Annotated in this window: 24 protein-coding genes; 11 read left to right on the plus strand and 13 right to left on the minus strand. The window is 64.3% G+C overall.

Features of this window, described 5'->3' with window-relative positions:
- Nucleotides 1-46: 46 nt before the first annotated feature.
- Complete coding sequence (locus LH128_RS11970; protein ID WP_008829892.1) at nt 47-1,048, plus strand: site-specific integrase; 1,002 nt, start codon at nt 47-49, stop codon at nt 1,046-1,048.
- Entirely contained in the window at nt 1,049-1,885 is an 837-nt protein-coding gene (locus LH128_RS11975; RefSeq protein ID WP_008829893.1) for a GIY-YIG nuclease family protein, read from the plus strand.
- On the opposite strand, the gene LH128_RS11980 is transcribed toward LH128_RS11975, so the two are convergent.
- The 6 genes from LH128_RS11980 to LH128_RS12005 form a co-directional block, all read right to left on the minus strand.
- On the minus strand, nt 1,872-2,723 hold the full coding sequence (locus LH128_RS11980; protein ID WP_008829894.1) for a helix-turn-helix transcriptional regulator: 852 nt from the start codon (nt 2,721-2,723) through the stop codon (nt 1,872-1,874). The two genes, LH128_RS11975 and LH128_RS11980, sit on opposite strands and share 14 nt — an antisense overlap.
- A gap of 194 nt (nt 2,724-2,917) precedes the next feature.
- Nucleotides 2,918-3,811 carry an EamA family transporter gene (locus LH128_RS11985; protein WP_008829895.1) on the minus strand — a complete coding sequence of 298 codons (894 nt, stop codon included), beginning with the start codon at nt 3,809-3,811 and terminating at the stop codon, nt 2,918-2,920.
- 47 nt (nt 3,812-3,858) lie between these two features.
- Nucleotides 3,859-4,725, minus strand: a complete 867-nt coding sequence (locus tag LH128_RS11990) for a PhzF family phenazine biosynthesis protein (RefSeq protein ID WP_008829896.1) — start codon at nt 4,723-4,725, stop codon at nt 3,859-3,861.
- A gap of 11 nt (nt 4,726-4,736) precedes the next feature.
- Nucleotides 4,737-5,567, minus strand: coding sequence for a nuclear transport factor 2 family protein (locus LH128_RS32135; RefSeq protein ID WP_008829897.1), 831 nt, complete (start codon nt 5,565-5,567; stop codon nt 4,737-4,739).
- Nucleotides 5,567-6,055 (minus strand): cupin domain-containing protein, encoded by a 489-nt coding sequence (locus LH128_RS12000; protein ID WP_008829898.1) that lies wholly within the window; start codon nt 6,053-6,055, stop codon nt 5,567-5,569. Before LH128_RS12000 ends, LH128_RS32135 begins: the two co-directional genes overlap by 1 nt.
- Complete coding sequence (locus LH128_RS12005; protein ID WP_008829899.1) at nt 6,039-7,052, minus strand: alpha/beta hydrolase family protein; 1,014 nt, start codon at nt 7,050-7,052, stop codon at nt 6,039-6,041. Before LH128_RS12005 ends, LH128_RS12000 begins: the two co-directional genes overlap by 17 nt.
- Nucleotides 7,053-7,732: 680 nt before the next feature.
- Between LH128_RS12005 and LH128_RS12015 the strand changes: the two genes are divergently transcribed.
- Nucleotides 7,733-8,266, plus strand: coding sequence for a nucleoside deaminase (locus LH128_RS12015; protein WP_008829901.1), 534 nt, complete (start codon nt 7,733-7,735; stop codon nt 8,264-8,266).
- Here LH128_RS12015 and LH128_RS12020 read toward each other — a convergent pair.
- Nucleotides 8,263-9,621 (minus strand): aminotransferase-like domain-containing protein, encoded by a 1,359-nt coding sequence (locus LH128_RS12020; protein ID WP_008829902.1) that lies wholly within the window; start codon nt 9,619-9,621, stop codon nt 8,263-8,265. The genes LH128_RS12015 and LH128_RS12020 overlap by 4 nt on opposite strands.
- 123 nt (nt 9,622-9,744) lie before the next feature.
- Nucleotides 9,745-9,978: a LysR substrate-binding domain-containing protein gene (locus LH128_RS33370; RefSeq protein ID WP_008829903.1), complete on the minus strand. Its 234-nt coding sequence runs from the start codon at nt 9,976-9,978 to the stop codon at nt 9,745-9,747.
- Between the two features lie 316 nt (nt 9,979-10,294).
- Here LH128_RS33370 and rpoH point away from each other — a divergent pair, with 316 nt between their 5' ends.
- Nucleotides 10,295-11,233, plus strand: a complete 939-nt coding sequence (rpoH, locus tag LH128_RS12030; protein WP_008829904.1) for an RNA polymerase sigma factor RpoH — start codon at nt 10,295-10,297, stop codon at nt 11,231-11,233.
- Between the two features lie 73 nt (nt 11,234-11,306).
- Here rpoH and LH128_RS12035 read toward each other — a convergent pair whose 3' ends face one another.
- Both LH128_RS12035 and LH128_RS12040 read right to left on the minus strand, forming a co-directional pair.
- The gene (locus tag LH128_RS12035; protein ID WP_008829905.1) at nt 11,307-13,574 is read right to left on the minus strand and encodes a TonB-dependent receptor; all 2,268 of its coding nucleotides are present in this window, start codon (nt 13,572-13,574) and stop codon (nt 11,307-11,309) included.
- A 47-nt stretch (nt 13,575-13,621) separates the two neighbouring features.
- A complete protein-coding gene (locus LH128_RS12040) occupies nt 13,622-14,806 on the minus strand; it encodes a GGDEF domain-containing protein (RefSeq protein WP_235870848.1) in 1,185 nt (394 codons plus the stop codon).
- Between the two features lie 336 nt (nt 14,807-15,142).
- Between LH128_RS12040 and LH128_RS12045 the strand changes: the two genes are divergently transcribed.
- From LH128_RS12045 to LH128_RS12055, 4 genes are all read left to right on the plus strand, one after another.
- Nucleotides 15,143-15,619 carry an Hsp20 family protein gene (locus tag LH128_RS12045; protein ID WP_008829907.1) on the plus strand — a complete coding sequence of 159 codons (477 nt, stop codon included), beginning with the start codon at nt 15,143-15,145 and terminating at the stop codon, nt 15,617-15,619.
- Between the two features lie 96 nt (nt 15,620-15,715).
- Nucleotides 15,716-16,228 (plus strand): Hsp20/alpha crystallin family protein, encoded by a 513-nt coding sequence (locus LH128_RS12050; RefSeq protein WP_008829908.1) that lies wholly within the window; start codon nt 15,716-15,718, stop codon nt 16,226-16,228.
- A 50-nt stretch (nt 16,229-16,278) separates the two neighbouring features.
- Nucleotides 16,279-16,833 carry an NADH dehydrogenase ubiquinone Fe-S protein 4 gene (locus LH128_RS32145; protein WP_083910192.1) on the plus strand — a complete coding sequence of 185 codons (555 nt, stop codon included), beginning with the start codon at nt 16,279-16,281 and terminating at the stop codon, nt 16,831-16,833.
- A 38-nt stretch (nt 16,834-16,871) separates the two neighbouring features.
- The gene (locus tag LH128_RS12055) at nt 16,872-17,633 is read left to right on the plus strand and encodes a trypsin-like peptidase domain-containing protein (RefSeq protein WP_327195140.1); all 762 of its coding nucleotides are present in this window, start codon (nt 16,872-16,874) and stop codon (nt 17,631-17,633) included.
- A 4-nt stretch (nt 17,634-17,637) separates the two neighbouring features.
- Here the strand turns inward: LH128_RS12055 and LH128_RS34510 are convergent, their stop codons facing one another.
- The gene (locus LH128_RS34510; RefSeq protein WP_008829911.1) at nt 17,638-18,216 is read right to left on the minus strand and encodes a GGDEF domain-containing protein; all 579 of its coding nucleotides are present in this window, start codon (nt 18,214-18,216) and stop codon (nt 17,638-17,640) included.
- 73 nt (nt 18,217-18,289) lie between these two features.
- On the opposite strand from LH128_RS34510, the gene LH128_RS34515 reads away from it, so the two are divergent.
- Both LH128_RS34515 and LH128_RS12065 read left to right on the plus strand, forming a co-directional pair.
- Nucleotides 18,290-18,943, plus strand: a complete 654-nt coding sequence (locus LH128_RS34515) for a hypothetical protein (protein WP_008829912.1) — start codon at nt 18,290-18,292, stop codon at nt 18,941-18,943.
- A 303-nt stretch (nt 18,944-19,246) separates the two neighbouring features.
- The gene (locus LH128_RS12065) at nt 19,247-20,326 is read left to right on the plus strand and encodes a sensor histidine kinase (RefSeq protein WP_051211481.1); all 1,080 of its coding nucleotides are present in this window, start codon (nt 19,247-19,249) and stop codon (nt 20,324-20,326) included.
- Here LH128_RS12065 and LH128_RS12070 read toward each other — a convergent pair.
- Nucleotides 20,323-20,499 (minus strand): hypothetical protein, encoded by a 177-nt coding sequence (locus tag LH128_RS12070; RefSeq protein ID WP_165362028.1) that lies wholly within the window; start codon nt 20,497-20,499, stop codon nt 20,323-20,325. The genes LH128_RS12065 and LH128_RS12070 overlap by 4 nt on opposite strands.
- A 200-nt stretch (nt 20,500-20,699) precedes the next feature.
- Here LH128_RS12070 and LH128_RS31400 point away from each other — a divergent pair, with 200 nt between their 5' ends.
- On the plus strand, nt 20,700-23,267 hold the full coding sequence (locus LH128_RS31400; RefSeq protein WP_008829916.1) for a sensor domain-containing phosphodiesterase: 2,568 nt from the start codon (nt 20,700-20,702) through the stop codon (nt 23,265-23,267).
- 15 nt (nt 23,268-23,282) lie between these two features.
- Here the strand turns inward: LH128_RS31400 and LH128_RS12080 are convergent, their stop codons facing one another.
- Nucleotides 23,283-26,507, minus strand: coding sequence for a response regulator (locus LH128_RS12080; protein ID WP_008829917.1), 3,225 nt, complete (start codon nt 26,505-26,507; stop codon nt 23,283-23,285).
- Between the last annotated feature and the right edge of the window lie 49 nt (nt 26,508-26,556).

The raw sequence follows: 26,556 nt of genomic DNA on the forward strand, positions 1-26,556 counted from the left end.
GGACATAGGATTTACGCCGAGAGGGGGCTCTGTTAGGCTGATCGCGATGGCACGCGACCTGCTTCCATTATCGACCAATCTTCCCGCCGATCTTCTCGCGGAAATCGGGGGTGCGCGCGAAACGCTGGCTGCTGCCAAGGCCAGCTCGACCCAAAAAGCGTACGCCAGCGACTGGGAACGCTTCTGCGCCTTCTGCGATGCGCGCAACGTCGAGGCCATGCCAGCCCACCCCGACATTGTCGCGCTTTTTGCCCATGTCGAGGCCGAGGCTGGTATCGCGCCGGTCACGATTGGACGCCGCGTCGCGGCAATCAATCATCACCATAAAGAGGCCGGCTTCGCTCCGCCTACGGCGCGCGACACGGCCGGCATCATTGCCCAGATGATGGCGGGCGTTCGCCGACGCTATGCGCGCAAGAAGCTCCAGAAGGCGCCGGCGGAGGCTGATGTTCTCAAAGCCATGCTCGCCACGATAAAGGGCAATGGTTTGCGAGCCGTTCGGGACCGCGCGATCCTGGCGATCGGCATGGCCGGAGCCTTCCGGCGTTCTGAGCTCGCCGCGATGCAGTTGGGCGATCTCGTCTTCACCGCTGAGGGCGTTCGCATTACTATCCCGAAATCGAAGCGCGATCAGGAAGCACTCGGACAAGTTGTCGCCATCCCCGAGGGCCGGGCGATACAGCCGATCCGGCTCTTGAAGGCCTGGATGTCCGCCGCCGCCCTTGACGGCGCTGATACGAAGACCGGCGAGGCGCGGCAGGCGCCTCTTTTTCGGCGGCTGACCCGCTCGGACGGGCTTACCGATCAACCGATGACCGACAAGACGGTCGCGCGGCTCGTCAAGGCCTGCGCGACTGCGGCAAGCCTCGATCCTGCCCTCTACTCAGGCCATTCGCTTCGCGCGGGGTTTCTCACAGAGGCAGCATCCCAGCGCGCCAATCTCTTCAAAATGAAGGACCACAGCCGGCACAAGTCGCTCGATACGGTCGCGGATTATGTGCGCGACGCTACGATGTTCGACGACCACGCGGGCTACAAGTTTCTGTAAATGCTGCTGTTCACCGATCTTCTCGAAAAGGCCGGGCTTGACCCGGCCGATGTTCGCCTCCTGCGACACCAGACCAAGGCGTCGACGGGACGCACGCCTTATGGCCTGTGGCGCGACGACCGACCGGCCTTCGAGGACTATCAAAGCGTTCAGACCTCCGGAAATCGGGCCAGCCTGGCCGCGCCGATCTGGGCGAGCTTTGTCGCGCCGCCGACAGGAGGCTCGTTGTTTGCCGGGATCTACACGGCGGAGCATATTGGCGCCGCGCCTCCAGGCTGGCTGGACCCGCTCCACCAGGTCGCGGGCATCACCTTGACCGCCGATACGCTCGACCAATACCGCACGGCGCTCACCTCGCATCTGGAGCCCTATATCGGCCGGCTCTGGATTGAATGGGGCGCGGGCGCGCGCAAATGGGTGCAGCGTCCCGACCGTCAGAACAAGCCAATCATCGAGCTCACGCGCGCATTTCGTGAAGACGCCTTTCCCGGGTACACGCACTTCGTGACGAACGTATCGCAGGTGCAGAGCCTGCCGGCGACATGGGTGTCAGCGCTGCGCGCCGCACGCGGAATTTACCTTCTCACCTCGGCCAAAACGAAAGAGCAATATGTGGGCTCGGCGACAGGTGAAGGCGGGTTTTTCGGCCGCTGGATGAATTACGCTCAGGACGGTCATGGTGGCAATCTTGGCCTGAAGAGCAGCGAGCCAGGCGACTATCAGGTCAGCATCTTGGAAGTCAGTGGATCGGCGGCGACTCTCGACGAGATTCGGAGCATCGAGCAACTCTGGAAACGCAAGCTTCAAAGCCGCGAAATGGGCCTCAATCGAAATTGACGTCGCTGCCCCGGCCAGGGTGCTGCAAGATATGGCCGTTCTGGATCACCCCGTTCGTCTGCACGCTAATCGGTGGCATGATCGACAAAGGGCGCAAGGCGAAGATCGCGCTCACGACCAGTTCGGTGCGATCATGGGCGCCGAAGAGCTCGCGTGCCTCGGTCATGTAGCCATCGACGGTGCGCGGGGTGAGCGAGAGGGTTCGCGCGATTTCCTTGTTGGACAGGCCCCGCCCGGCAAGGATCACGCAGTCGCGCGGCCGGGGGTGCAGGCGCGGCACCGGCCGTGGCTGGCGCTGGCCCGTGACCAGGCGGCGTGCTGCCTGGAAAGCGAATATGCCGATCATCTGGACGGGGCCGAGCAGGCGAACTGCGCGCTTCGGCGATTTGATCCCGGCGAAGGTGCACGAGCCCATGCAGTCCCCGAGCAGCACGGACGGCACGGTGATGCCCTCGTTCAGCCCTTCGGCCTGGCCTGCCTCGAGGCAGCGACGGTCATGACGATCAAGATGGATGATCCGGTCGAGCTCGGACCAGAGAAAGGCGCCGTCGGCGAAGGCACAGGCCCGGATGACCGGATCGCGGCGATACCGGCCCTCGTCGATGATCCGGGCAGCAACTGCCTCGGGATAGTGGCGGACATCAACCCGGCCCGGGGGCGAGCCGCGCAGGTCGGCGTGATGGATGAGTGCGTAGTAACGAAAGCCCAGGTCGGCGGTGACCGCCTCCATCAACAGGGCAAGGTCGCCTGGCGACGCTGCCGCCCGGGCGGAGCGAATGAAGGCATCCGCCAGGGCTACGCTTGGCGCCAGCCGCGACCGCCATCGGTCGGCAGGCATGCTCGGCTTTTCCCTCCCGCCGGGTCAGCCCGGCCCCCAGACTCTTTCCCAAGGGCGCAACTGCGCGTGATCCGCAATGCCGCCGGCGTTCGGCGCCAATATATTGCCTGTTCGCGATCCACGGACCGGCCAAGGACCGAGCACCCCGTGCAGTCGGGGCATACGGTCGGAGTGAAAGAATGAACCCGCCCGGATCAGGATGCTGGCTTCCCGCGTGAAGCTGCCGGTGCAGCGGCGGCGCTCTGGGTGGTCAGGCGCGGACGGGTCATGCCGAGGAACAGGCCCCCGACAATGGCCAGCGCGGCGATGATCTTCCAAGGCTGGAGCGGCTCGGAAAGATACCAGGCAGATGCTCCGAGGCCGAAGGCGGGCACGAGGAGCGCCAGTGGTGCAATCCGCGATGCCGGATGCCGGGCCAGCAGCCAGTTCCACACGCTGTAGCCAAACAGGGCATTGGCAAGGGCCTGCCATAAGACGACCATCCAGCCGCCCCAGCTGGCATGGACAATGCTACGAAGTACCCGGTCGGGGCCGTCGACCAGGAGGGTCGCGGCAACCAGCGGCGGGATCGCGAAAAGGTTGCTCCAGGCGACGAGCGAGATGGCTCGCGCTGGCCGGGCACGGCGCACGATGATGTTCGCACAGGCCCAGGCGAGCGCAGCCCCAAGGACGCAGGCGATACCGAGGATGCTGGCGTCGCCGTTCGCAACGTGCCCGCTGATCACAGCAATGCCGAACCCTGAAATGATAAGGCCCAGGACATCGCGTCGGTCGAGGCGCTCGTTTCCCGCCAGGGCAGCGATGACCGCGGTGAAAAGAGCCTGCATCTGGAGCAAGGTCGAGGCGAGGCCGGGCGAGACATGCCCGTTCATCGCATAGAGCATCAGCCCAAACTGAAGGGCGCCGCTGAGCAGGCCGTATGAGATGACCGTGAGCGGCCGCACGTCAGGCCAAGGCAGGAAGGGCAGCAGGGGCACCGAGGCAAAGAAGATGCGCAGCGCCCCAAGGGTTAGCGGGGAAAATTCCGCGAGCCCCTCGTGGATCACCACGAAGTTGGTTCCCCAGACGGCTACGACCAGCAGGGCCATGGCCAAGTGTCCGGGGGGCACGCCTGGGCTGGCGGCATGGTGCGAACTCACAGGGTCACCGTGCCGCTGAAGACCGGGACGCAGCGTCCGGCGACTGCGGACCGGATTTCGCCGCCGATTCGCCAGGCCCGCAGGAACAGCATGCTGGGCCGCCCCATCTCGACGCCTTGGACTGCCTGGAGCTCCAGCTTGTCCCCGCCCCCTAGCGAGAGAAGGAGAGCAGCGAGTGCCGCATTGGCGCTGCCGGTTGCCGGGTCCTCCCAGGTGCCTGCCAATGGCGCGAACATTCGCGCGCGGACCATATCCACGCAGCGTTCGTAGGCGAGGATCGAGAGGCGCGTGCTGTCCTCGACCGAGGCAGCTTGCCTGAAGGCAGTGATGTCCGGGGCAAGGTGGACAAGACTGCCCTCCGCCAATTCGACGAGCAGGAAGTCGATGCCAACGCTTGCGACCAGCGGCGGGTGGCGCGAGGTGATGATCCGGGCCGGGTCGATCGACAGGCACGGCGCCACCAGGGCGGCTGGCAGGTCGGGGGCCGTCGAAAGCGGCTGGGGCGCCTCGATCTCCACTTTCCCATCGGGGCACAGGCTGACCTCGACGATCCCAGCCGGAACCTCGAAGCGCAGCCTGGGTCCGCTCGCGAGGCCGAGCGAGGACATGATCCAGGCCGTGCCGACATTGGGATGGCCGGCGAAGGGCATTTCCGCGGTGCGGTTGAAGATCCGTACGCGTGCGGTGTTCGACGGATCGTCCGGCGGCAGTACGAACGTGGTCTCGCTGTAGTTCATTTCGGCTGCGAGCGCCTGCATTGTCGTTGCATCTAACCCCTGGGCATCGGGAAAGACCGCCAGCGGATTTCCGCCGAAGCGCCGGTTGGTGAAGACATCGACAGTGAAATAGGAATAAGTCGGCACGGACAGTGTCCTCAGCAATCAGGGTCGGAAGGGGAGCCAGGCGCAAGTCGTTCGGCGGCGTGGCCGTAGAGCGCCTCGCCCGCGGCCTTGCCAGCAGGCCCGAACTGGAAGATCTCGCAGGCCCGCATGACCGAGGCATCGAGCTCAGCTTCGTAGTGGATGACCATTGCCTGTGCGGTCTCGTCGCAGACCATGCTGATCAGCCGGAAGTGGAGATGGCGGATCCGGTCCAGTGCAGCCTGCCAGTAGGCCCGCATCTCCATCTTTCCCTCGAGCTGGTCCGTCCCGGCGATCCTCGCGGCCATGGGACTGCGAAAGACCGCATCCTCCGCAAAGCCAGCAAGGACCGCCTCGGCATCACGCCGGTTCCAGGCTTCAATCCACTCCTCGCCGTGGCGGACCATCTGCTCGCGCGACAGCATGGCGCGCACCTTCGCAGAGGGGCCTTCGCCCGGCGCATCGTGGCAGCAGACGCAGAGCTTGTTGCCCTCCGGGTCGCGGAAATAGGCCCCATAGTAGTGGGCGTGGTAGTGGGGGCGCAGGCCAGGAGCGCCCTCGCTGGTGCCGCCCACTTGGAGCGCCAAGGCAAAGGCCGCATCCACGGTCGGCCGATCCGGGGACAGCAGGGCAACCATGCCGCCATTGGCGGGCGAGGCCGGTCGGCCGTCATAGGGCCTGCCGATGATCAGGAGCGGCCTGTCCGTATCAGCGGGCTGCCACGCCGCCCAGCCGACAACCGGATCGGAAAAGCGGGGGCGCCATCCCAGCCGCTCCAGGCTAGGTCCGTAGAATGCTTCGGCCCGGGCAAGGTCGTTGGCTCCGATATAGATGTGCGAGAGCATCAGTAGGGCGTCCCGTCCTTGTGGAGGAACCGCCATCCGCCCTCGGTCCAGGTGGCTTCGAGGTCATCCTCCGGATAGGAGCCGCCATCCTCGGGATTGCGGTCACCGATCTCGAGGTAGAGGACGTCCTCGCCAGACCGATTGACAAGCTGGTGCGCACATCCGCCGGGCGCGAACCCGGCGCACATGCCGGGCTGGAGCACGAATTCCCCATCGTCGGTTCGCAGCGTTGGCGTCCCGCTCAGGACGTAGATGAATTCCTGCTGGTGGCTGTGCCTGTGCAGCAGGGCCGATTCCCCTCCGGGCCGCAGGGTGGTGAGATTGACGCCGAACCGGGTAAGGCCGAAGGCATCCCCCAACTGCCGCTTCACGCGGCCCTTCATCCGGGTGGCAAAGGGCTCCGGATAGTTGCTGGGCTTGGCGCGTGGAGGGACGTCGAGGGCAACCATCGGCTGCCAGTCGGTGCTGTCGTCATGACCAGGGGGCATGGGTGTTTCCCTTCGTGAGGGAATGCCCCGTCACAGGGCGGATGATGCCAATGTCCCAGCATCGGCCACCGCTCTCGAGCCAGCGCGCGCTGGAGAGCCAGAAGGTGTCGCGATGGCGGCTGTGGAACAGGTCGAAATGGCCGACGTGCTCGCACCCGATGTCAGCAGGCTCAATCACGGCCAGCGACCGGCGTGCTCCAGCGTAGTAGGACAATCCGCGCTCGATCGCCGCTGGCGTCCCAAAGGGATCGTCGCTTGTGGTGACGGCGAGTAGCGGCCCCTGGAAGGCCGCAAGCCGGCGGATAATCTCAGCCCGCTCCGCCCGGGGCAGGCTTCTTTCCATTCGCGCCCGGCGGAAGGCCCATTCGAATGCCACCCCGGCCGGCAGGTCCTCCAGCCAGCCGATCCGGCGCCCAGGAAAGTAACCGAGCAGCGCAGTGATGGCCGGCATGGCGACATGCCACTTGAGGCAATGGCTGAGCCGCGCCCAGCGGGCATAGTCGCGCCAGTAGGCAAATTGCGCGCCGACCGTAAGCATGGCTGCGCAGCGATCCATGCGCGGGGCAAGCCCCGGAATGAAGCCGCCGATGCTGTGGCCGACGACCATGATCGGACGGCCTTGCGCGAGCCGTTCCGCTTCATCGAGGATTGCGGCGAAATCGAGCGTCCCCCAGTCGCTCCCGCGATAGCCACATCCCCGCAAGGCTGCCGGCCGGGAGCCGCCAATCCCGCGATAGTCATAGGTGATGACGTCGTGGCCGCGACTGGCAAGGAATGCCGCATAGCGATGGTAGTAGCGGGCAAGGACGCCGGTTGCGGGGTTGATGACCACGACGCTGCGCACAGGGCCACCGCGCCAAAGCTGCGCTGCCAGCACAACGCCATCGTCACAGAGAACCTGAAGCGCTTGCGCCGTGCTCGCGACGACATCGGCCGGCTCGCCCCTCATACCGTCGATCGCAAAGGCAGGTTGCACGTCGCCTCCAAATTGAATCATGGACTCGGCGATTATTGTATCTATTGAACTCTCAATTGCCAGCGTTTGTTCACGAGGTGGCCGATGGGCCGAAGGCAGAGAGAAAATGGCCCCCCTCAAGCTGGGCCCACGACGCAAGACCATCGGGCCGCGTTGATCGTGGGCCTAGGCGTGGCGGCGGTTGCGATCGGATGCGCGCGCCTCGCCAATGTGCATTGGGCGGCTTGGCAATGGGCGCTGGTGCTATTCGTCGCGTTCGACTTGGGCGGCGGCATAGTTTCGACCTGCCTGCCAGCGACATTGCGCGCCGTCAGGCCGCAGGGCGATCCTTTGCGACCTTTGTACAATGCGGCTCTTCACATCCACCCGCTCCTTCTGACGTTGGTCATTCCAGGCCAGGACTGGGCTGCGATGTTCCTGCTCCACGGCGCCGGGGCAGCGGGCGTCGCGGCGGCTGGGCTTATGTCTATTCGCCATCGTGCAGGCCTCGCCTTGGCGTGGTGTGCCGGAGCGATTGCGCTTATCAATTCCGTTGGGATCGCACCTGGCCTTGCCTGGCTGGCACCGACCTATTGCTGAAGCTGGTCGGCTCGTTTGCGGTCTTGGCGCCGTGGGAGCAGCAGCCGTGACCTGCAAAGGCCCGCGCCATCGGCAGTGGCTGCATTCCGATACCCTTTCCTTGCTGACCGGGAGCATTGCGCATGCTGACCAATTCGTTGGATGACGAATTCATGCGAAGGGCCATAAGCCTGTCGCAACAAGCCATGGCGACCGGGTCAGGCCCGCCATTTGGCGCAGTTATCGTTCGCGGCGGTGGGATCGTCGCTGAGGGGCTTAACTGCGTCCATGCCAATCATGATCCGACCGCCCATGCCGAGATCGTGGCGATCAGGAAAGCCTGCGAGCGCCTCTCCAGCCCGTTCCTCGAGGATTGCGTAATCTATTCGAGTTCCGAGCCCTGTCCCATGTGCCTGTCGGCAATTCATTGGTCGAGGATCTCGGCGATCTACTTTGCGACGGATCGCGAGGCCGCCGCCCTGGCCGGCTTCGACGACGCCTTGCTCTATGCCGAGTTGCAGAGGCCGGTAGCCTTGCGCCAGATTCCCATGGTTCAGGTGCTGCCCGGTGAAGGCCAGCGCACGTTCGACCTTTGGGCCGAGAATGGACATGTGGCGATGCAAACACGGCTGGAGAAGAATGGGCGAAGCGAGAAGCCTGCCCCACAGCGCTGCTAGACGATCATTTCTTCTGGTTCGTCGCGAAGCGCCGCGACCACGCGAAGCGCGCGTTCGAGGTCGTCCCGGCTGGTCGTCGCCATGATCGAGAGCCTGACCCCACCCGCGCATTCGCCGCCAACGAACGACGAGTCGGGCGGCGTAAGGCGAACCCCCTGCTCGCTTGCGCGTCGCGCCAGCCTTTCGGCGCGAATGGCTGGCATAGGCAGCCAGAGATGGGGAGCACCCTCCGGCATTGGAACGGCATCAAGGCCCAGTATGCGCTGGGCCAGCGCGATCCGCGCCTTGGCTTCCTTGCGCAGGATGGAGGCTACGATCGGATCCGCTCCCAATTCGATCAACCCGCAACCCATTTCGACACCGTAGGGCGGTGCCCCCCAGACCTGCGCTCGCAGGGCGCGCATGATCGCGGAACGCCTGGCTTGCGGCGGCGCAATCAAGCCGACCCGCAAGAGAGGCGTCAGGCACTTTGACAGGCCGTTGAGATAATAGGTTCGCTCAGGTGCCAGGTCCTTGAATGTCGGTGCGTTTCGGGTCGAGTAGACAGAATAGATGTCGTCCTCGACGATCCATGCGTCGTGCTTCTCGATGACGGCAAGGAGATCGCGGCGGCGCTCCTCGCCGGTCTCGAAGCCGATCGGATTGTGACTGACAGGCGTCAGGTAGACGGTCTTGGCCTGGGTGGCGACGAGGACCCGGTCAAGATCGCCGGGCTCCATACCTTCGCCGTCATGTCGGACTGGGACCATCTGCATGCCTAGGGAACGCGCGGCGGCGATCGCGCCGGGATAGGTTGCACCTTCGGTGGCTATCACCGGCGATGCCCCAAGCCGGTCCTGGAAGGCCAGATGGACGCCATGCTGGACACCGATGGTGAGGATCACGTCGTCTTCGGCGAGTCGCAGCCGGGTGCGCGCGAGCCAGTCGACCAGGACGCGTCGCTGGGCCGGCGTTCCGCGTTGATCGGCATAGCCGCCATGCGGCAAGGCGAGGCAGGCGCGCATGGCCCGGTCGGCGGCGGCCTTGAACATGTCCTCGGGAATAACCTGCGGAGGGCCGTTGATGGAAAGATCGACGGTGCCGCCATCGACCGGCGCGATGCGAACATCGTTGACGAATGTGCCGCGGCCGACTTCCCCGCGCAGGATGCCACGCGATCCGAGAAGGTCGAGTGCCTTGGTGACCGTGCCAATGGCAACCCCGGCCTGTCGTGCGAGGACGCGGTGCGTGGGCAGCCTGTCGCCCGGCCGGTAGCGGCGCTCGCCAATGAGCTGCTCGACCGCAACGGCCAGTCGCTCATGCAGCGGACCGTCCGTCTCGGGCAATTCGATCTTTTCGTCTGGGACGGTATCCAAGGCTACTCGCAATACAATTTTGTGAATTGTACTATATCGCAGGGATTAGCAGCATAGCCCAGCAGAAAATGGCCCCCGGGTCGGCGGAATGCCTTCCTGGCGAAGGGACCTGTCGAGGGCGCGTCAGCGCTCGCTCCCCTGGCGCTTGATCTCGTCGATGAGCGCCAGGGCATGGCCGCTGAGGTCGGCGAAGCGTCTGGCGCAGAGCAACAGGCGGCGGTGGGCCCAGCGATCAGAGAGTGGCACGACGCAGAGAGCATCCGAGCCGAGGCGCTCGGCGGCGCGCAAGGGAAGGATGCCCATGCCGATCCCGGCTTCCACGAGGCGGGCCACCGTCTCGAAGCTGCGCAGGCGCACGCGGTAGTTGATCCGGCGTCCGAGCCTTGACGAGCCACGAGTTCGTCGAGCCCGATTTCGCCAGCGACGGCAAGCCGATATCGTGTGCATGGCGAAGAGTTGAACCCCACCAGCTGCGCTGCCGCATCCGGATGGGAACCTGCGGCGCTGGTTTTGCGTCATTAGGATATTCAAAACGCTTTGAAGTGATTTTATACTGGTTAAGCCGAGGCAGAGCCTGGCCGCGTCGCGACAGCTGCGGGCCCTGGACACAGGACCCACGCAGACTGGCCGGCGGCAAGGTTCGCCCGCCAAACAGGTAATTGCGTGAAGAGCCATGACAGACATTGCACTCAAGAACGCCGTTATTCCGGCGCCGGCCGGTGAGGATGGACTGAACCGGTATCTGGCGGAGATCAGGAAATTCCCGATCCTCTCGCCCGAAGACGAATATATGCTTGCGAAGCGCTTCAAGGAGCATGGCGATCCGGAAGCAGCCGCCAAGCTCGTGACCAGCCACCTTCGCCTGGTTGCGAAGGCGGCGATGCGCTACCGAGGCTACGGCCTGCCTGTTGCCGACCTCATTTCGGAAGGCAATGTCGGCCTGATCCAGGGGGTCCGGCGATTCGACCCTGATCGCGGTTTTCGTCTTGCGACCTATGCGCTGTGGTGGATCAAGGCCTCGATCCAGGAATTCATTCTGCGCAGCTGGAGCATGGTCAAGCTCGGCACGACGGCCGCGCAAAAGCGCCTGTTCTTCAATCTCCGCCGGATCAAAAACTCCCTCCAGGCCTATGACGACACCGACCTGAAACCTGATCAGGTCCGCCAGATCGCCAACACGCTCGGAGTCTCGGAAACCGAAGTCACCAGCATGAACCGGCGGATGATGCAGGGCGGCGACGCCTCGCTCAACGTGCCGCTCGGGGAAACGGGTGAGGATCAGTGGCAGGACCTGCTGACCGACGATAGTCCCCTCCAGGACGAGGCGCTTGCCGGCGCGCAGGAGCGCCAGCGCCGCCAGAACATGCTGTTCGAGGCGCTCGGCACGCTTTCCGACCGCGAGCGGGATATTCTGGTCCAGCGTCGTCTGATCGATGAACCCAAAACGCTCGAGGATCTGAGCCTCGTCTATAAGGTGAGCCGTGAGCGCGTTCGCCAGATCGAGGTTCGCGCCTTCGAAAAGCTCAGCCGCGCCATGCACCGGATCGATGATGAGCAGCGCATCGCGAAACTGGGCGGACGTCGGGAGAACCAGGCACGCGAAGGCCATTGACCGGGGGCGCGGGCACAGAGGGTCGCCACCCGCTTCGCCCTCCCCTCGCGGGCGCTCTGCCTCGCCTCGGCCGCTAGTAGCGGGCCGATATCTCGATGCCGAAGGTGCGGGGCTCGGCGGGAATGAAGGTAGGATAGCCGAACGAGCCGCCGACATTTCCGGCGTCGAGCAGGTAGCGCCTGTCGGTAAGGTTGCGCACGAACCCGGCGATTTCGAGGCGGTCGCTCCACAGGCGCGCTCCCGCCCGAGCATTGATCAGGGTCACTGCGGACTGGCTGATGGCCTCGCTATTGGGCAGTTCGAAATAGAGCTTGGAGCGGTAGGTGACGTTCGGCGCGGCAAAGAGGCTGACGGCATCTGATACGGAGTGTTCGATCATCATCCCTGCCGCCGCCTGCCAGCGGGGCTGGAGCCGAAAGCGATCGCCGGCATAGATCCCGTTGGCCGGCCGATCGTCGATCCGCGCGCCCGTGTAAGCCATGTTGCCAAAGAAGCGAACGCCCCGGACCGGACGCACGTCTAGTTCCGCCTCCACGCCCGCATTGCCTGCCGACCCGGCATTGTCGATGCGGACCGCGCCGCTCGAGACGTCGAGGACAGTGACCTGGAAGTTGCGATATCGGTCGTAATAGACCGAAACCGCGCCACTGACGGCGCCGCGCGCGATCTTCAGACCCGCTTCGTAGTTCCAGACCGTCTCGGCCGGAACGATCGACAGGTCAGGTACAGGCCCCGACGCAGCCGAAAGCTGCACAGCAGGTGAGCGACGGCCTTGCGAGATGGTCGCGAACAGCGTGCTCGCGGGCGACAGATGATAGAGCAGGCTGAAGCGCGGAAGGAGAGCGGTAAAGCTGCGCTTGGCGGTATAGGTGGCCCCGGCCGTGTCGACCAGTGGCAGCAGCGGGCGGCCGTAGAGCGGCGCATTGGGCTGCTGCGCGGCATAGCCCGAGCGCCGGTCCTCGATCAGCAGCCGAGCGCCGGCTAGAAGTTCCAGGCGCGGCGCTGCCATCCAGCTCACATCGCCGAACAGCGACCAGGTCGTATTGCGGCCCGAGTTGCGGTACCAACTGGAATAAGGAATGACGGTCGCCAGCCCTCGCGACAGGAGCGCGGTTGCCCGCGATGCAGTGACCTGGTTGTTCGCATCGACACAGCCGAGCCCCGGGATCACATTGGCGGTGCACTGCAGATAGGTGCCGACCTCGGTGGAGAAGGGGACTGTCTGCGATCCGTTTTCGATGAACGCGTTCCAGCCGAAGATCGCCCGCCATTGAGCGTCACGATATGTGAAACGGCCTTCATGGCTTGCCTGCCAGCCTTTGGCCTGCTCGGCGAATTCCAGATACCATGCCGCCGACCCGTCGGCGTCGAACACCTCGCGCGAATTGAACCGGCGATAGCCATTGGTCGTCGTGAAGGACCAGCCATCGGCGATGTCCGCGGTCACCGTGAGGTTCACATCATAGACGTGGCGGTCGATCCCGAGCTTATCGCCGCCGAGCACTGCCCCGGAGGCTAGCGAGCCACCGAGATAGGCTGCTCCGAAGATACCTTGCGCCGCCGTCGGGCCAAGCCGCCGCGACAGGAAGGGCGTTCCGGAATTGCGCTGTCGGTCGTAGGTAAGAACGAGATCCGCGGAAAGACTCTCCGTCGGCTGAAAATGGAGAGCGCCGCGCAGCCCGAGCTGGTCCTGCGCGTAGAGATCATCCTGGCCCGGCGCGAGATTTGGGACGTAGCCATCGCGCTTTTTCCACTGCCCCGCGACGCGAGCGGAGATCCGCTCGGAACCGATGTTGATGAAGCCTTCCTCGCGCAGGGCGCCGAGATTGCCGATAGCGCTCGTGAGGCCGGCCGAGAAACCCGGCCGCGCAAGATTGGGGACCAGGCTTACCGCGCCGATCGTGGCGGCCGTGCCGAACAACGTCGCCTGCGGTCCCTTGGCAACCTCGATCCGTGCAAGGTCGAAGAGGCCTTGATAGGCGCCGCGCGCGCGGGAGATGTCGACCCCGTTATAGTAGACACTAACGCGCGGCGGCTGCTGCGCGGAGCCATTGTCCGACGTGATGCCGCGGATCACGAAACCGGGGCTATGCGGGCTTTGGATCTGGATATTGAGGCCCGGCACATAGGCCGAGAGTTCGCCGATGTCAGTCACCCCGAGCTCCTGGAGGCGCGGCCCGGTCGCGACCGAAAGGGTGATCGGCACATCCAGGTCGCGCTGCTCGATCTTCTGCGCGGTGACGATGATAGGGGCAGCCACGGCGGTCTGCTCGGCGGCCCGAGCAAGGGCCGGATAGCTCGACGGGACGAGGGCGACTGTAAGGGCGAGAAGGCGGCGCATGCTGTCTTTCAAAAATCGAAGTGGTTCCAGGGCCGGGGTGCTGGCCTTCAGGCATTCACGGCCTTGAACGGCACCACCGTCGAGGCCGTGCTGTCCGCCGCTATCCCGTGGTCGGTCTCGATACGATCACGTCCCAAGGTCTTGGCTCGGTAGCATGCCTGATCGGCGCGGCGCATGAGGTCGGCTAGGCTGTCGCCCGCCTGGTATTGCGAAATGCCCGCGCTGAAGCTGAAGGTGGGCAGGTCGGCATGGCCATGCTCTCGCGTATGGGCGCGGATAGCCTCGACGATAAGACCCGCCGCGGGTGCAGTGACCCGATTGAGCAGGATCACGAATTCCTCGCCGCCGGTGCGCGCAAGATGGGCGGACTTGGGCGCCGTGCTGCGCAGGATATCGGCGAAGGCCTGGATGACCCGGTCGCCCATATCATGCCCAAAGCAGTCGTTGATCCGTTTGAAATGGTCGAGGTCGATCATCACGGCACAGAGCTGACGCTTGCCGATTGGAGCCGATGCCAGCAGCGCCAGCGCCTGACGGTCGAAACCGCGGCGATTGAGGAGGCCCGAGAGATGGTCGGTCTCCGCCGTGCGCACATATTCCTGAATGGTCGTCTGGATGACGATCAGCAGAACGGTGAGCCCGGCAGCCGTCAGTAGGATGGCCGTGCTGGCTTGGGAATAAAGCGCATAGGCGCTCCCTGCATAGTCTCTTGCGGTTTGGCCCGATCCCAGGGCGGCAGCAACGAAGGGTTTGATGAAAAAGTTGAGACCGCTCAGCAGAAACAGCCCGGCCAGGGTGTGGTTGAGCTGGCCCTTGCCGGTGCGAAAGGCCGTATGGCTGCACAGGAGAATGCCGAGGGCCAAGGGCAGCTGGAAGGCCAGCTCATAAATGAGATCGTCTCGCGTCCCGCCCCAGATCGCAATGCGCGTGATCAGGCCCAGCACGGCAAGAGTAGCGATCGCTGTCCAGGGTGGGCGCTTGCGATGAAAGATGCTGAGCGCTGCCGCCATGGCGAGGAAACCGCCCAACAGCGCCATGTAGCTCGCCAGCATGAAGGGCGCGGGATAATCGGTCAGCCGGATCGCGATCTCGCTGATCGGCGTCACCATGCCCAAAAGGTAGCTGACCCCGAACGCGATGACCGGACGTTGTCCCCGACTGATGCGGGCGATCAGGAAATAGCTGAGCGCGAAGAGGCCTGCCACCACCGCATTGACGATCAGCAGAACCACTGCCCCATTCATACGCACACGAACCCTTTGCCTTGCGGCAAGGGTAAGCGAGTCTGGTTAACATTATCCTGATCCCGCAGTGTTCGGCCTACGTGCGCAGCTCCCGTTTTCGCGGGATCGCGATGGGTGATCGCCAGAGTCTAAATCCGCAGGGTCAGTGAGCCCAAATTTCTTCAGGCCTCTGTTTCCTTTCCTTTTTTTATATCTTGAATCTGCGTTTGCCGAAATTACGTCTGGGGTGCCGGACGCCGTTCGGGTCCGGTTGGACATAGAGAGCGTCGGCTCTACTGTACCGGCGCTTCTCATGCCCAAATTGCTCAACCGGAGGATTTGGAAATGAGAACCAATTTTGACTTTGCGCCCTATCGGCGCTCCACCGTCGGCTTCGACCGACTCTTCGATCTGCTCGAGACGGGCATGCGGGGCGATGGCTCCGATGGCTATCCACCGTTCGACATTCTGCGGAACGGCGAGGACAGCTATCAGATCACGCTAGCCCTGGCGGGTTTCCGTCCCGAGGACGTCGAGGTCGTGGCCCAGCAGAACCAGCTCACCGTCACGGGCAAGCGCGCCGATGACGACGGCAAGAGCGAGTATCTGCACCGCGGCATTGCCGCGCGGGCCTTCGAACGCCGCTTCCAGCTCGCCGATCATATCGAAGTCGGCGAGGCTTCCTTCGACAATGGTCTTCTGACCATTGCCCTCAAGCGCGTCGTGCCCGAGGCGATGAAGCCCCGGCGTATCGCGATCGGCGGGTCGTCCCCCGAGCCCGCGCAGATCGAGACGCAGCACCAGGAAGCCAAGGCGGCCTGATCTCGCGCTCCAAGTGGTTCTGCCGGCGTCGTTCCTTCGGGAACGGCGGCCGGCAGGCCATACCCCACAATCCAGCCTCAAAAGGAGATGATCATCATGTCTCTTCGTGATCTCATTCCCTGGAGCCGGCAGGAAAACCGGCTACCCGCGGTCGTAGGCGCCGAGCCGGAGCGGGATCGGACCACCCATCCGCTCATGTCGCTTCACCGCGATGTGAATCGCCTGTTCGACGATCTGTGGCGGGGCCTGCCTTCGTCGCTCACGGCCTTTGGCCATGTCATCGACTATCCGCGTATCGAACTCAGCGAAACCGACAAGGACATCCGCGTCACGGCCGAACTGCCCGGCCTGGACGAGTCGCAGGTCGATCTCTCGATCGCGGACGGCGTCCTCGCCTTGAAGGGCGAGAAGAAGTCCGAGCTCGAGGACAAGGATCGCGGCTATTCGGAACGGAGCTATGGCCGGTTCGAAAGGCGGATTCACCTGCCCAAGGGCGTGGAATCCGACAAGGCGCAGGCCAGCTTCAGCAACGGCGTGTTGACCGTCACCATCCCGCGCAAGGAGGGAGACGTCGACAGCGTCCGGCGCATTCCGATCAACAAGAACTGACCAGGAAGAGAGGGCGGCCCGATCGGGCCGTCCTCATCTTGGAGGATAGGATGGCAACGCAACCAAGTCTGACCAGTCCGCCACCCGCCGCCCCCGGGGTGCGGCCGACTCCCAAAGGGGCCAACGACAATGAAGATGCGACCGCCATTGAGCCCACATGGCAGCGCTATACGAGCGCGCTGCCGCTTGATGCGCAGGCGATCATCGAGCCCGATCCCTATGCCGACCACCCCGGACGCGCGCGGCGGGGTCGCTGGCGCTTACGTTTTAGAGAGCGGTTCGCGCCCTCGCCCGATCCGCTGACGGGATGGACCGGGGCAGGAGATCCACTGTCTTCCCTGATGCTCGAATTTGCCACGCGCGAGGCTGCGGAGGCCTATTGCCGTGGGCGCGGGCTGAGCTTCGTCACCCATGACAAGCCCCGCCGGCGCCCCGTCCAGCCCGCCCTTCAGGCCTTCCAGTATAGCGCCATGGCGCCGCTTTGCTGCTGGCCCACGGGGCCGCATGCCCGGTGTTGCGGAAACTACCCGGTGCTTCCAGATCCCGGCGCCGTTCAAGGCAAAGGCACCGCAGCCGATCCGCATCACCAACCGGGCCTGTCATGAAGCGTAGGGGGCTTTTTATCGGTGCCCTCGGCTGTGCCTTGCTGGCTGTCCTCCTGCTCGGCTGGGGGTTCTCATGGGGCGGGGCAGCGCGGGATATCCCTCCCGTTTCCGCAGCCGAGCCTGTGCCGATCAGCCGGCTCACCGTCGCTCCGCTGGTCAAGCGCATCTCGCCGGCAGTGGTGAACATCGCGGTGGCCTACCCCTCCCCCTATGCGCAAAATCCCCTGCTTCGCGATCCCTATTTTCGCCGTCATTTCGGGGTCCCGGACGTGGCGCTCGAGCCGCGCCTGTCCGCCGGCTCGGGGGTCATCGTTGATGCCGCACGCGGGCTGGTTCTGACCAACGCCCATGTCGTCAAGGACGGCCTCGTGATCGTCGTCATGCTCCAGGACCAGCGCAAGCTGGAAGCCCGGCTGGTCGGCGTCAGTCCCGACGCGGACATCGCGGTTTTGCAGATTCCGGCTCGGAACCTGAAAGCCGCGCCGCTTGCCAGTGCCGATACCGCCGAGGTCGGCGACTATGTCGTCGCAGTCGGCAATCCCTTCGGCCTCGGGCAAACCGTCACGGCAGGGATCGTCAGTGCGCTGGGCCGCGGCCTGACGCCGCAAAGCCCGGTCGGCCTCATCCAGACCGATGCACCGATCAATCCAGGCAATTCCGGAGGGCCGCTCATCAACATGCGCGGGGAGGTGATCGGCATCAACACGGCGATCCTGGCGCCGTTCGAGGGCAATGTCGGCATCGGTTTCGCGGTTCCCGCCTCGGTGGTCCGGGACGTCCTGCGGCAAGCGCGCTCCTGACTCTTTAGCGAGCGGTGCCCGGCTTGGGCGCGACGCGAATCTGATTGCGGCCTCCGGTCTTGGCCGCATAAAGCGCCTCATCGGCGGCCTTGAGCGCAGCCCGCGGGTCGGTATGATCGAAGACGTCAGCCACGCCCGCGGAGAAGGTAATCTGGCCGAAGGGCTCGTCATTGTGCCGGTTGACCAGACGCCGCTCGGCGAGGCTCTCGCGCAGCCGGTCAAGGCGCTCCTTGGCTTCGGTAAGGGTGCACCCCCTGAAGAGCATCACAAATTCCTCGCCGCCATGGCGTGAGACGTGGCATTTGTCGTCCGAAATTCCGGACAGAAGATCAGCGATCAGGCGCAGCACCCGGTCACCCGCCTCGTGGCCATGGGTATCGTTGATGCGCTTGAAATGGTCGATATCGCAAAAAGCCAGGACCAGCGGGTCGAGCGCTGCGCGGGCGGCCTTGTGCTCGCGCTCGAGCACGGCTTCGAAGGCGCGGCGATTGGGCAGACCGGTAAGATGGTCGACTTCCGCGTCGCGCTGGGCTTTTTCCAGACTGCGGCGTAGGCCTTTCGCTTCGGATTCGCTGGTGCGCATTTCGGCTTCGAGGCTGCGTCTTTTCCAGCATGGCCTTGGCGAGATCAGCTAGGGTCGAGATGATCTGACCGGTTTGCTGGACGCCCGCGAGGTCGGCCACCTGCTGTTCGAGCTCGTCACCGTAATTCGATGTCGCATGCCGGGCCGCGGTCGTGTTCTTCGAGAACGTGTCGAGTGTCTGCTCGAGACGTACCATCAACTGCTTGATCTCGCCCGGCGCTTCATCCGACTTGGCAGCCGCGGTAACCTCGTCGAGCCACGCCTGCGTCACGGTCCCGCCGTCCGCCAGGCGCTGCATGACCTTGCGCGCGAGCCCCGGATTGCTTCCGCTCGCGATGCCGTGGGCGACCACCAGATTATCCGGGCTGATCTCCAGGCCATGATCGAGCAGGAATGCAGCGATCTCGTTCAGGACATGGTGGCGCGCGGAAAGATGCTGGTCCTCCGTGTTGGCACCGGGACGAGGCGCGCTTGTCTCGTCTCCGCTATGCCTCGATCCGAGCCAGCCAAGCCATTTGCGTGGCGATCGAGAAGATGCATCGATATCCGTCAAATATGCCCCCAATCCGGCGCGCCCGGCATTCGCCCCTGCCTTGCCCTGCTCGCCGCCTTCCCCCGGGAGGCTCGCACGCATTGGCGAGCCGGCAAGTGCCGCGCACCAAATACAGTTTTGCCATTTTCCGCAACAGCGATCTACTCGTTCTGCCGCAGGATTAGCGGAAAATAATAGTAGGAATGATGCTTCATCCATCAGAAATCATCTGTCAGCGCTCAACTGCCTTGCCTCGCAAAAACTAGGCCCGAGCCGCTCCCCAAGGTGGCCATTGTCGACCCGCTTGACTCCGCGGCGTAGGCGGGTTTTCTTCAAGTTGAGGCATTCCGCGAGGGTGAGGTGTCGACGCATGCGGCCGAATCATTTCCAGTAGACCCGTCCGCGAGACTCTTCATCACGGACGACCTAAGCGCACGTCCGCGCAACCGGCATCGGCCCGGCGCTGAACGCCTTGCGGTCCGCCAGCTTCTCGGGAAAATGGTCGATGCCCCCGACGAGGTGATGCCGCGCATGGTGGCCCATGCCCTCGAACTCACCCAGGCTAGCGCTTCCGGGCTCAGCATCCTTGATGAGAGCCACGATCCTCCCGTGTTTCGGTGGCAGCATCTCAACGGAGCGCTCGCCCGTTTCGAAGGCGCGCTCACGCCTCGTCACAACAGCCCCTGCGGCGAGACGCTGGACCGCGATGCGCCGCTTTTGTGCAGGCATCCCGAGCTGGTCTATGACTGGATCGCCGAGCATAGCCTCGTCATACCCGAGGTCCTGCTTGTCCCTATTCGTATCGGCAAGGAGCGGGCGCATGGCACCTTGTGGGTCGTTGCGCGGCACGAGGATCAGTTCGACAGCGAGGATCTTCGGATCGTATCGGAACTCGCCGACCTCGTCGCCGTGGCCCGCAAGATGCAGCGGGACAAGCTGCGGCTGCAGGAAGCGCTTGAACAACAGGCGATGATCGCGCGCGAGATGGATCATCGGGTGAAGAACCTCTTCGCCCTCACCCAGGCGATGATCGAGATGAGCGCCCGGCATGCGACCAGCCCTGCCGAACTGGCGCAATCCCTGACGGGTCGCCTGCAGGCGCTTGCCCGCGCGCATGCGATACCGGAGCATACGGGAGCAACAGAGCAAGGATCGGGTAGCCTTGATCGGACAGAGCTGTCCGCCTTGATCCAGGCGTCTCTCGAGGCGCATACGTCGCTCGCCGAGCCAGGACGCGTCTGCTGCAAAGGCGAGCCGATCGCGCTCGGGCCCCAGGCGACTACGAGCCTGGCCCTGCTGTTCCACGAGCTCACCACCAACTCGGTCAAATACGGCTCGCTCGGCAGCGAACAGGGACGTGTCCGGGTGGAATGGGAAACCTGCGGCCCCGATCTCGTCATCCGCTGGGAGGAAAGAGGCGGACCGCGCCTCGCCGGGCCGCCCGCGCGTCAGGGCTTCGGCACCAAGCTGATGCAGCAGGTGTTGCGCGGCCGGCTCAAAGGCCGACTGGAGAAGAACTGGGATCCGGACGGCCTCGTGGCAATCGTCAGGCTTATGCGCGATCGTCTCGCCGACTAGACCGTATCGCCGTAATCGCTTTGCTCGGCGGCGAGGACAGCGCGAACTTTCTCCAGCTTTGCCAGGCGGGACTCGTCTTTCGCGCGCGCCGCCTGGAATATCTCGTTGACCAGCCCCTGCAGTACGTGCCGCCCATAGCGCTGTCGCAAGGTCTCGGCTTCCTGCAATGCCATAAGCCTCATACGCCCTCACCGGGAATGGGGTTCGACAGGTCTTTGGGCGACCTAATCCCGCAGCCGTTAACCCGGCGTTGCCGACAGGCCTTGGCGCGAAATTAACTGTGACCGTTCGGTCTCAACCGGCCCGCAAAATTGGTGCATTCCAGGCCATGTACTGAGGGAAAGATTAACCAGCCTTCCCTAGAATGCGGCGGATGGATCTTTCTAACGCGCCATCGTCTTGGGACATCGAACGGGAGCGTCTCGCCGCGCTGTCCGGCTATGCGATTCTCGACACGCCGCCCGAGCGCGAATATGACGTCCTGACCCGCGTCGCCGCCGTCGCCCTCAATGTCCAGAGCGCGGCGATCAGTCTGATCGATGGCCACCGGCAGTGGTTCAAGTCACGCCACGGTATCGCTTTTCCCGAAACGCCCCGCGCAATCGCGTTCTGCAGCCACGCGCTCAAGGCGCGTTCGGCGCTTGTCGTTCCCGACGCGCGCCAGGATACGCGCTTCCGGGACAACCCGCTCGTCACGTCGGAAGGCGGGATTCGCTTCTATGCAAGCGTTCCGCTCATCACGCAGACCGGCCTTTGCCTGGGGACCTTGTGTGTGTTCGACCCCGCTCCGCGCGAGAGGCTGGACGATGACGAGCGCCTTATCCTTGAGGATCTCGCACAGCATGCGACGAGCCTCATCGAAGCGCGCTGTGCGCGGCGGATGACGGAGATCGCGGGCAAGGTTGTTGATGCGACGTCGGATGCCGTGCTGGCGGCTGATCTCAGCGGCCGGATCGTTCATTGGAACGCCGCCGCGGAGCAGATGTTCGGCCGATCGCGCGGCGAGGCCATCGGCGAGGACGTCTCCATCATCATGCCGCCGCGTTTCGTGCATGGTCACACCGAGGCTTTCGGCCGCGCTGCCCAGGGTGGCCCTACTCGCCTGGTCGGGTCCTTCATCGAACTCGTCGCCATGCGCGCCGACGGCAGCGAGTTTCCGATCGAGCTCTCGCTCGCGCGTTGGGGTGATCCGAGCGGAGACCAAGGCTTCGCTGCCATCGTGCGGGATATCAGCGCACGCAAAAGCCTGGAGCGCGAACGCGAACATGCGCAAAAATTTCTCCAGAGCATCGTCTCCAACCTCCCCGCGACGCTATTCGTCAAGGATGTGGAGACACGCCGGTATCTGATGATCAACCACGCCGGCGAGACCGTGATGGGGCGGCCCGCGAGCGAGATCATCGGCGCTACCGACCACGAGCTCTTTCCGGCGAACGCCGAGGCCAGCGAGGACCGTGACAACGAAGCGATAGCCCGCCGGGAAACTTATCAGACCGAAGCGGCCTTCACCCGCGGCGATGGCGAGACGCTTTACCTGCGGACCATGCGCACCGTGATCGACGGGCCGGACCGCCCCTGCCAATATCTGCTCGGCGTTTCGGAAGACGTCACGCAGATCCGCCGGACGGAAGCCGAAGTCCTCCGGTTGGCGCATTATGATGCGCTGACGGGGCTGCTGAACCGGTCGAGCTATACTGACCGGTTGTTCCGCATGGTACAGGCGCGCGAGCCGTTCGCCATGCTCAGCATCGACCTTGACCGGTTCAAAGCGGTCAACGACCAGTTTGGGCATCCGGGTGGGGATGCCGTGCTCATCCAGGTCGGGGACCGGCTGCGCGCCGTCATCGAGGGCGAAGGATGGATTGCGCGCATCGGCGGGGACGAGTTCATCGCCGTGCTGGCCGGGGAGCGCCTGCGTGAACGGGCGCAAATGTGCGCCGATAGGCTGATCGACGAATTGGCCAAGCCGATCGTGACTGGACGCGGCGTCTGTTACATCGGTGCCTCGGTTGGGATCGTGCTTATGCCGCAGGATGGCGAAACGACCGAGCAATTACGCGAGAATGTCGACCTTGCGCTCTACCGCGCCAAGCACAATGGCCGCGCCTGCGCGTGTTTCTTCAATGCCGAGATGGATTCCTCGGCGCGTGATCGCCGTCAGATCGAGCGCGACTTGCGCGAAGCGGTCGCGGCCGGCGACATCGGGCTGGTCTATCAACCTCTCGTCGCGGCGCAGACCGGCAGGATCACGAGCGCGGAGGCCCTCGCGCGCTGGACCCATCCGGTCAAGGGGCCGATCCGGCCGGACGTCTTCATCGCGCTCGCCGAGGAATGCGGGATCATCGACCAGCTGGCCGAACAGCTGCTGCGCCAGGCATGCGTCGATGCGCGTAATTGGCCCGCCGATGTTCGGGTGGCGGTAAACCTGTCGCCGCTCCAGTTCGTTTCCGGCAAGCTTGTTGAAACGGTGGGCGCAGCGCTTGCGGCCTCGGGTCTGTGTCCCAGCCGATTGCAGCTCGAGGTCACGGAAGGGCTGGTCATTCGCGACGTCGAGCGCACGTTCGACCAGTTGGAGGCGCTGCGCAGCCTCGGCATTCAGATCCTGATCGATGATTTCGGCGTGGGCTATTCGTCGCTCAGCTATTTCCAGCGCTTCCCATTCGACAAGGTGAAGCTCGACCGCTCCTTCGTCGAGCAGGTAACTCAGTCGCAGGCCGCAAGAGCGATCATCCAGGCCGTGGTAGGGCTAGGCGCACAACTTGGCATGGCCGTTGTCGCGGAAGGCGTGGAAACGCATGAGCAGATGGAAGCGCTCGTCGCCATGGGCTGCACGCATCTCCAAGGCTATCTGTTCAGTCGGCCGCTGCCCGTGACTACGCTCTGCGCCATGCTCGAAAGCCAACGGTCCGTCGTCCCGCGCCAAGACAGCCAGGCGGCTTGACTCCTCGTCATCCCGCTATGCGGGATCACGCTTCGCTGGGTCGAGGGAGATTGCCGACACCACACGGCGCAGATCCTCCTGACTGTATGGCTTGAGCAGGATTGCGGCATCGGGAAATTCGGTGGATGAAATGCCGCTGCCATCGCCGCTGGCAAAAATGATCGCTGGCGCGGGGGCACGCGCCTTGACGGTCCGGGCAAGGTCGATGCCGGACGCCTTGGGCAAGCCGACATCGGTCAGGACAAGGTCGACTTCGTTTTGCTCCAACAGCGCTTCGGCGGCTTCGGCGTCCTCGGCTTCCAGGACGGCGTGGCCAAGATCGGCGAGCATGTCCGCGGTGTTGAAGCGGATCAGTCCGTCGTCTTCGACAAGGAGGATACGAAGGGTGCGGGCCTCCCGCACAGGCTGGGACGCCGGCGAGGGCGATGGCTCCGGTGCTTTTCCGCCGCCCTCCGCGATCAATCGGCGCTGTGCTTCGTTGGCCAGCACGTGGCGGACTTTGCGGGCAAGCGCTTCGCGCGTATAGGGTTTGGAAAGAAGCTCGACCCCCGGATCGAGCCGGCCATGATGCACGATCGCGTTCTCGGTATAGCCTGAGGTGAAGAGCACCGCGAGGTTCGGCAGCCGTTCCTTCGCCCGGCGCGCAAGTTCGGGACTACGCAGCGGGCCGGGCATGACGACGTCAGTGAAGAGGAGATCCATCGGCACGCCGCTCTCGATGACGGTGAGCGCGCTTTGCGCGTCGCGCGCCTTCAGCACCCGGTATCCAAGTTCGGACAGCAGGCCGACGGCGGTCTCGCGCACGGCATCGTCGTCCTCCACTACGAGGACCGTCTCGGAGCCGCCCCGCACCGGTCCCGTGCTCGTATCGGTGAGTACGTCTTCCCGGGCAGTCTCGCGGCGCAGGTAGAGCTTGATGGTCGTGCCCTCACCCACCTCGCTGTAGATCTTGATATGGCCACCCGACTGCTTGACGAGGCCATGGACCATCGAAAGACCAAGCCCCGTCCCCTTGCCTTCCGGCTTGGTGCTGAAAAATGGTTCGAAGACCTGCTCGATGATTTCCGGTGCCATGCCGGTGCCGGTATCAGTCACCGCCACCATCACATATTGCCCGGCGGTGACTTCGTCGTGTTGGCGGGCATAGTCATCATCGAGCCAGGCGTTGGCCGCCTCGATCGTCAGGCGGCCGCCATCCGGCATGGCATCTCGCGCATTGATCGCAAGATTGAGGATGGCGTTTTCGATCTGCCCCGGATCCACAAGGCAGTTCCACAATCCGCCGCTCACGATGGTCTCGATCTCGACATCCTCGCCGATGACCCGGCGCAGGAGATCGTCCATATTGTTGATGAGGCGGCCCAAATTGACCACCTTGGGCTCGAGCGGTTGTCTGCGGCCGAAAGCGAGGAGCTGCGAGGCGAGCTTCGCGCCGCGCGAGACGCCTGCCAGCGCATTCTGCACCCGCTGCTCGGCGCGCTCATTTCCTGCAATGTCGCGCGAGAGCAGCTGGAGGTTCCCGCTCACCACCTGGAGCAGATTGTTGAAATCATGCGCAACGCCGCCCGTCAGCTTGCCGAGCGCTTCGAGCTTCTGCGACTGGCGCAGCGCCGCTTCGGCGGCCTCGCGGTCCAGCGTTTCGCGCTGCAGCCGGCCAAGGGCCGTGCCGAGTTCTTCAGTGCGCTGCTCGACCCTGTGTTCGAGCGTCTCGTTGAGATTGTGGAGCTGGTCCTCCGCGCGCTTTTGATGCGTCACGTCGTAGCCGTCGACGAAGATGCCCGAGACACTGCCGTCCGGCTCGACGATCGGCTGATAGATGAGGTTCACGAAGCGGGTCTCGAGCGGCCCATCCGGCGTGCGCTGGAGATGGGCTTCGAGATTGCGGCCCACAAAGGGCTCGCCGGTCTGATACACCCCGTCCAGCAGCTCGATGAAACCCTGCCCGGCTATTTCAGGGAGGCCGTCACGAAGGGGCATGCCGACCACGTCGCGATGGCCGACAAGCTGCTGATAGGCGTCGTTGACCATGTCGAAGACATGGTCAGGGCCCTTCAAAATACACATGAAGCTCGGGGCCTGGCGGAAGAGCCGGCGAATGCGATCGCGCTCCTGCGTTCGCAGTTCCACCTCTGAGATCAGCTGGCGGTTCGCCTGTTCGAGGACGCGTGAGGCTTCCTCGCGCATCGTGGCGACTTCCGCCAGCGCCGCGGCGCGCTCACGTTCCGCTTCGAAGGCATAGCTGCTCGTCAGGCCTGCGGTGATCTGGCCGGCAAGCAATTCGAGGAAACTCAGATATTGCTCACCGGCGGGACGATATGGATTGAGGCCGACCACGAGCGCGCCCAGCGGCCGGTCGTTCCCGCGATCGACCAGAGGAACGACGGCGATCTTGGTGGGCGGACGGTCCCAGGATCCGGTCGGGAGATCGGCGTGCGTGCATTCGTCGATCAGGGGAGCGGTCCAATCGAGCTGAACCCGCTTGACCCCCCAGGGATCTTCCGCCGCACCTGCTGCATGCGCGCAGGGGTGATCGGGGTCCATCCCCGCGCAGTTGCGCGCCAGGACAGGGGCACCCGTTTCGTCGAACAAATAGACAAGCGCAAAGGGCATGTCGCGATCGTTGCGCGCGAGCTCCGCCTCGACAGCGTCGAGCACGGCCTCATGCCCTTGGGCGCCTGCAAGCGCCAATGCGAGCTGGCGCAGCGATTCCAGCCGCCGTTCGCTGATAACCCGGTCGGTCTCCTCACTGACCGCACAAAACACGCCCTCGACCGTCCCCTGGTCGCCCAGCAGGGGGCTGTAGGAAAAGGTGTGATAGGTCTCCTCGGGATATCCCGCGCGCTCCAGGATGAGCAGAAGAGCGCGGTCCCAGGTCGCCTCGCCCTTCTGATAGACCGTTTCGAGACGTCCCTTGATGTCGTCCCAGATCTCGGCCCACAGCTCGCGCGTCGGCATGGCAATGGAGCGCGGGTGCTTGTTGCCCAACGTCGGACGGTAAGCGTCGTTGTAGAAGAAATGGATGTCCGGCCCCCAACCGAGCCACATCTCGAATTTCGACGTCAGCAGCAGGCGCAACGCGACCTTGAGCCCGTCGGGCCAATGTTGCGGAGAACCAAGCGGCGTTGCGGTCCAGTCATGGACACGCAGCAGCCGGGCCATCTCGCTGTCCCCCACAAATATGTCTTCATAGGTGTCAGGTATTTTTATGTTTTCGGTCAAGCGCGGCTCCAGACTGTTCATACGGAGTTACGCCCGGAAGGTCATGGTAGCCAGCAGCATCTTCGCTCCC

The organism is Sphingomonas sp. LH128 (assembly GCF_000293195.2).
GTDB lineage: Bacteria > Pseudomonadota > Alphaproteobacteria > Sphingomonadales > Sphingomonadaceae > Novosphingobium > Novosphingobium resinovorum_A.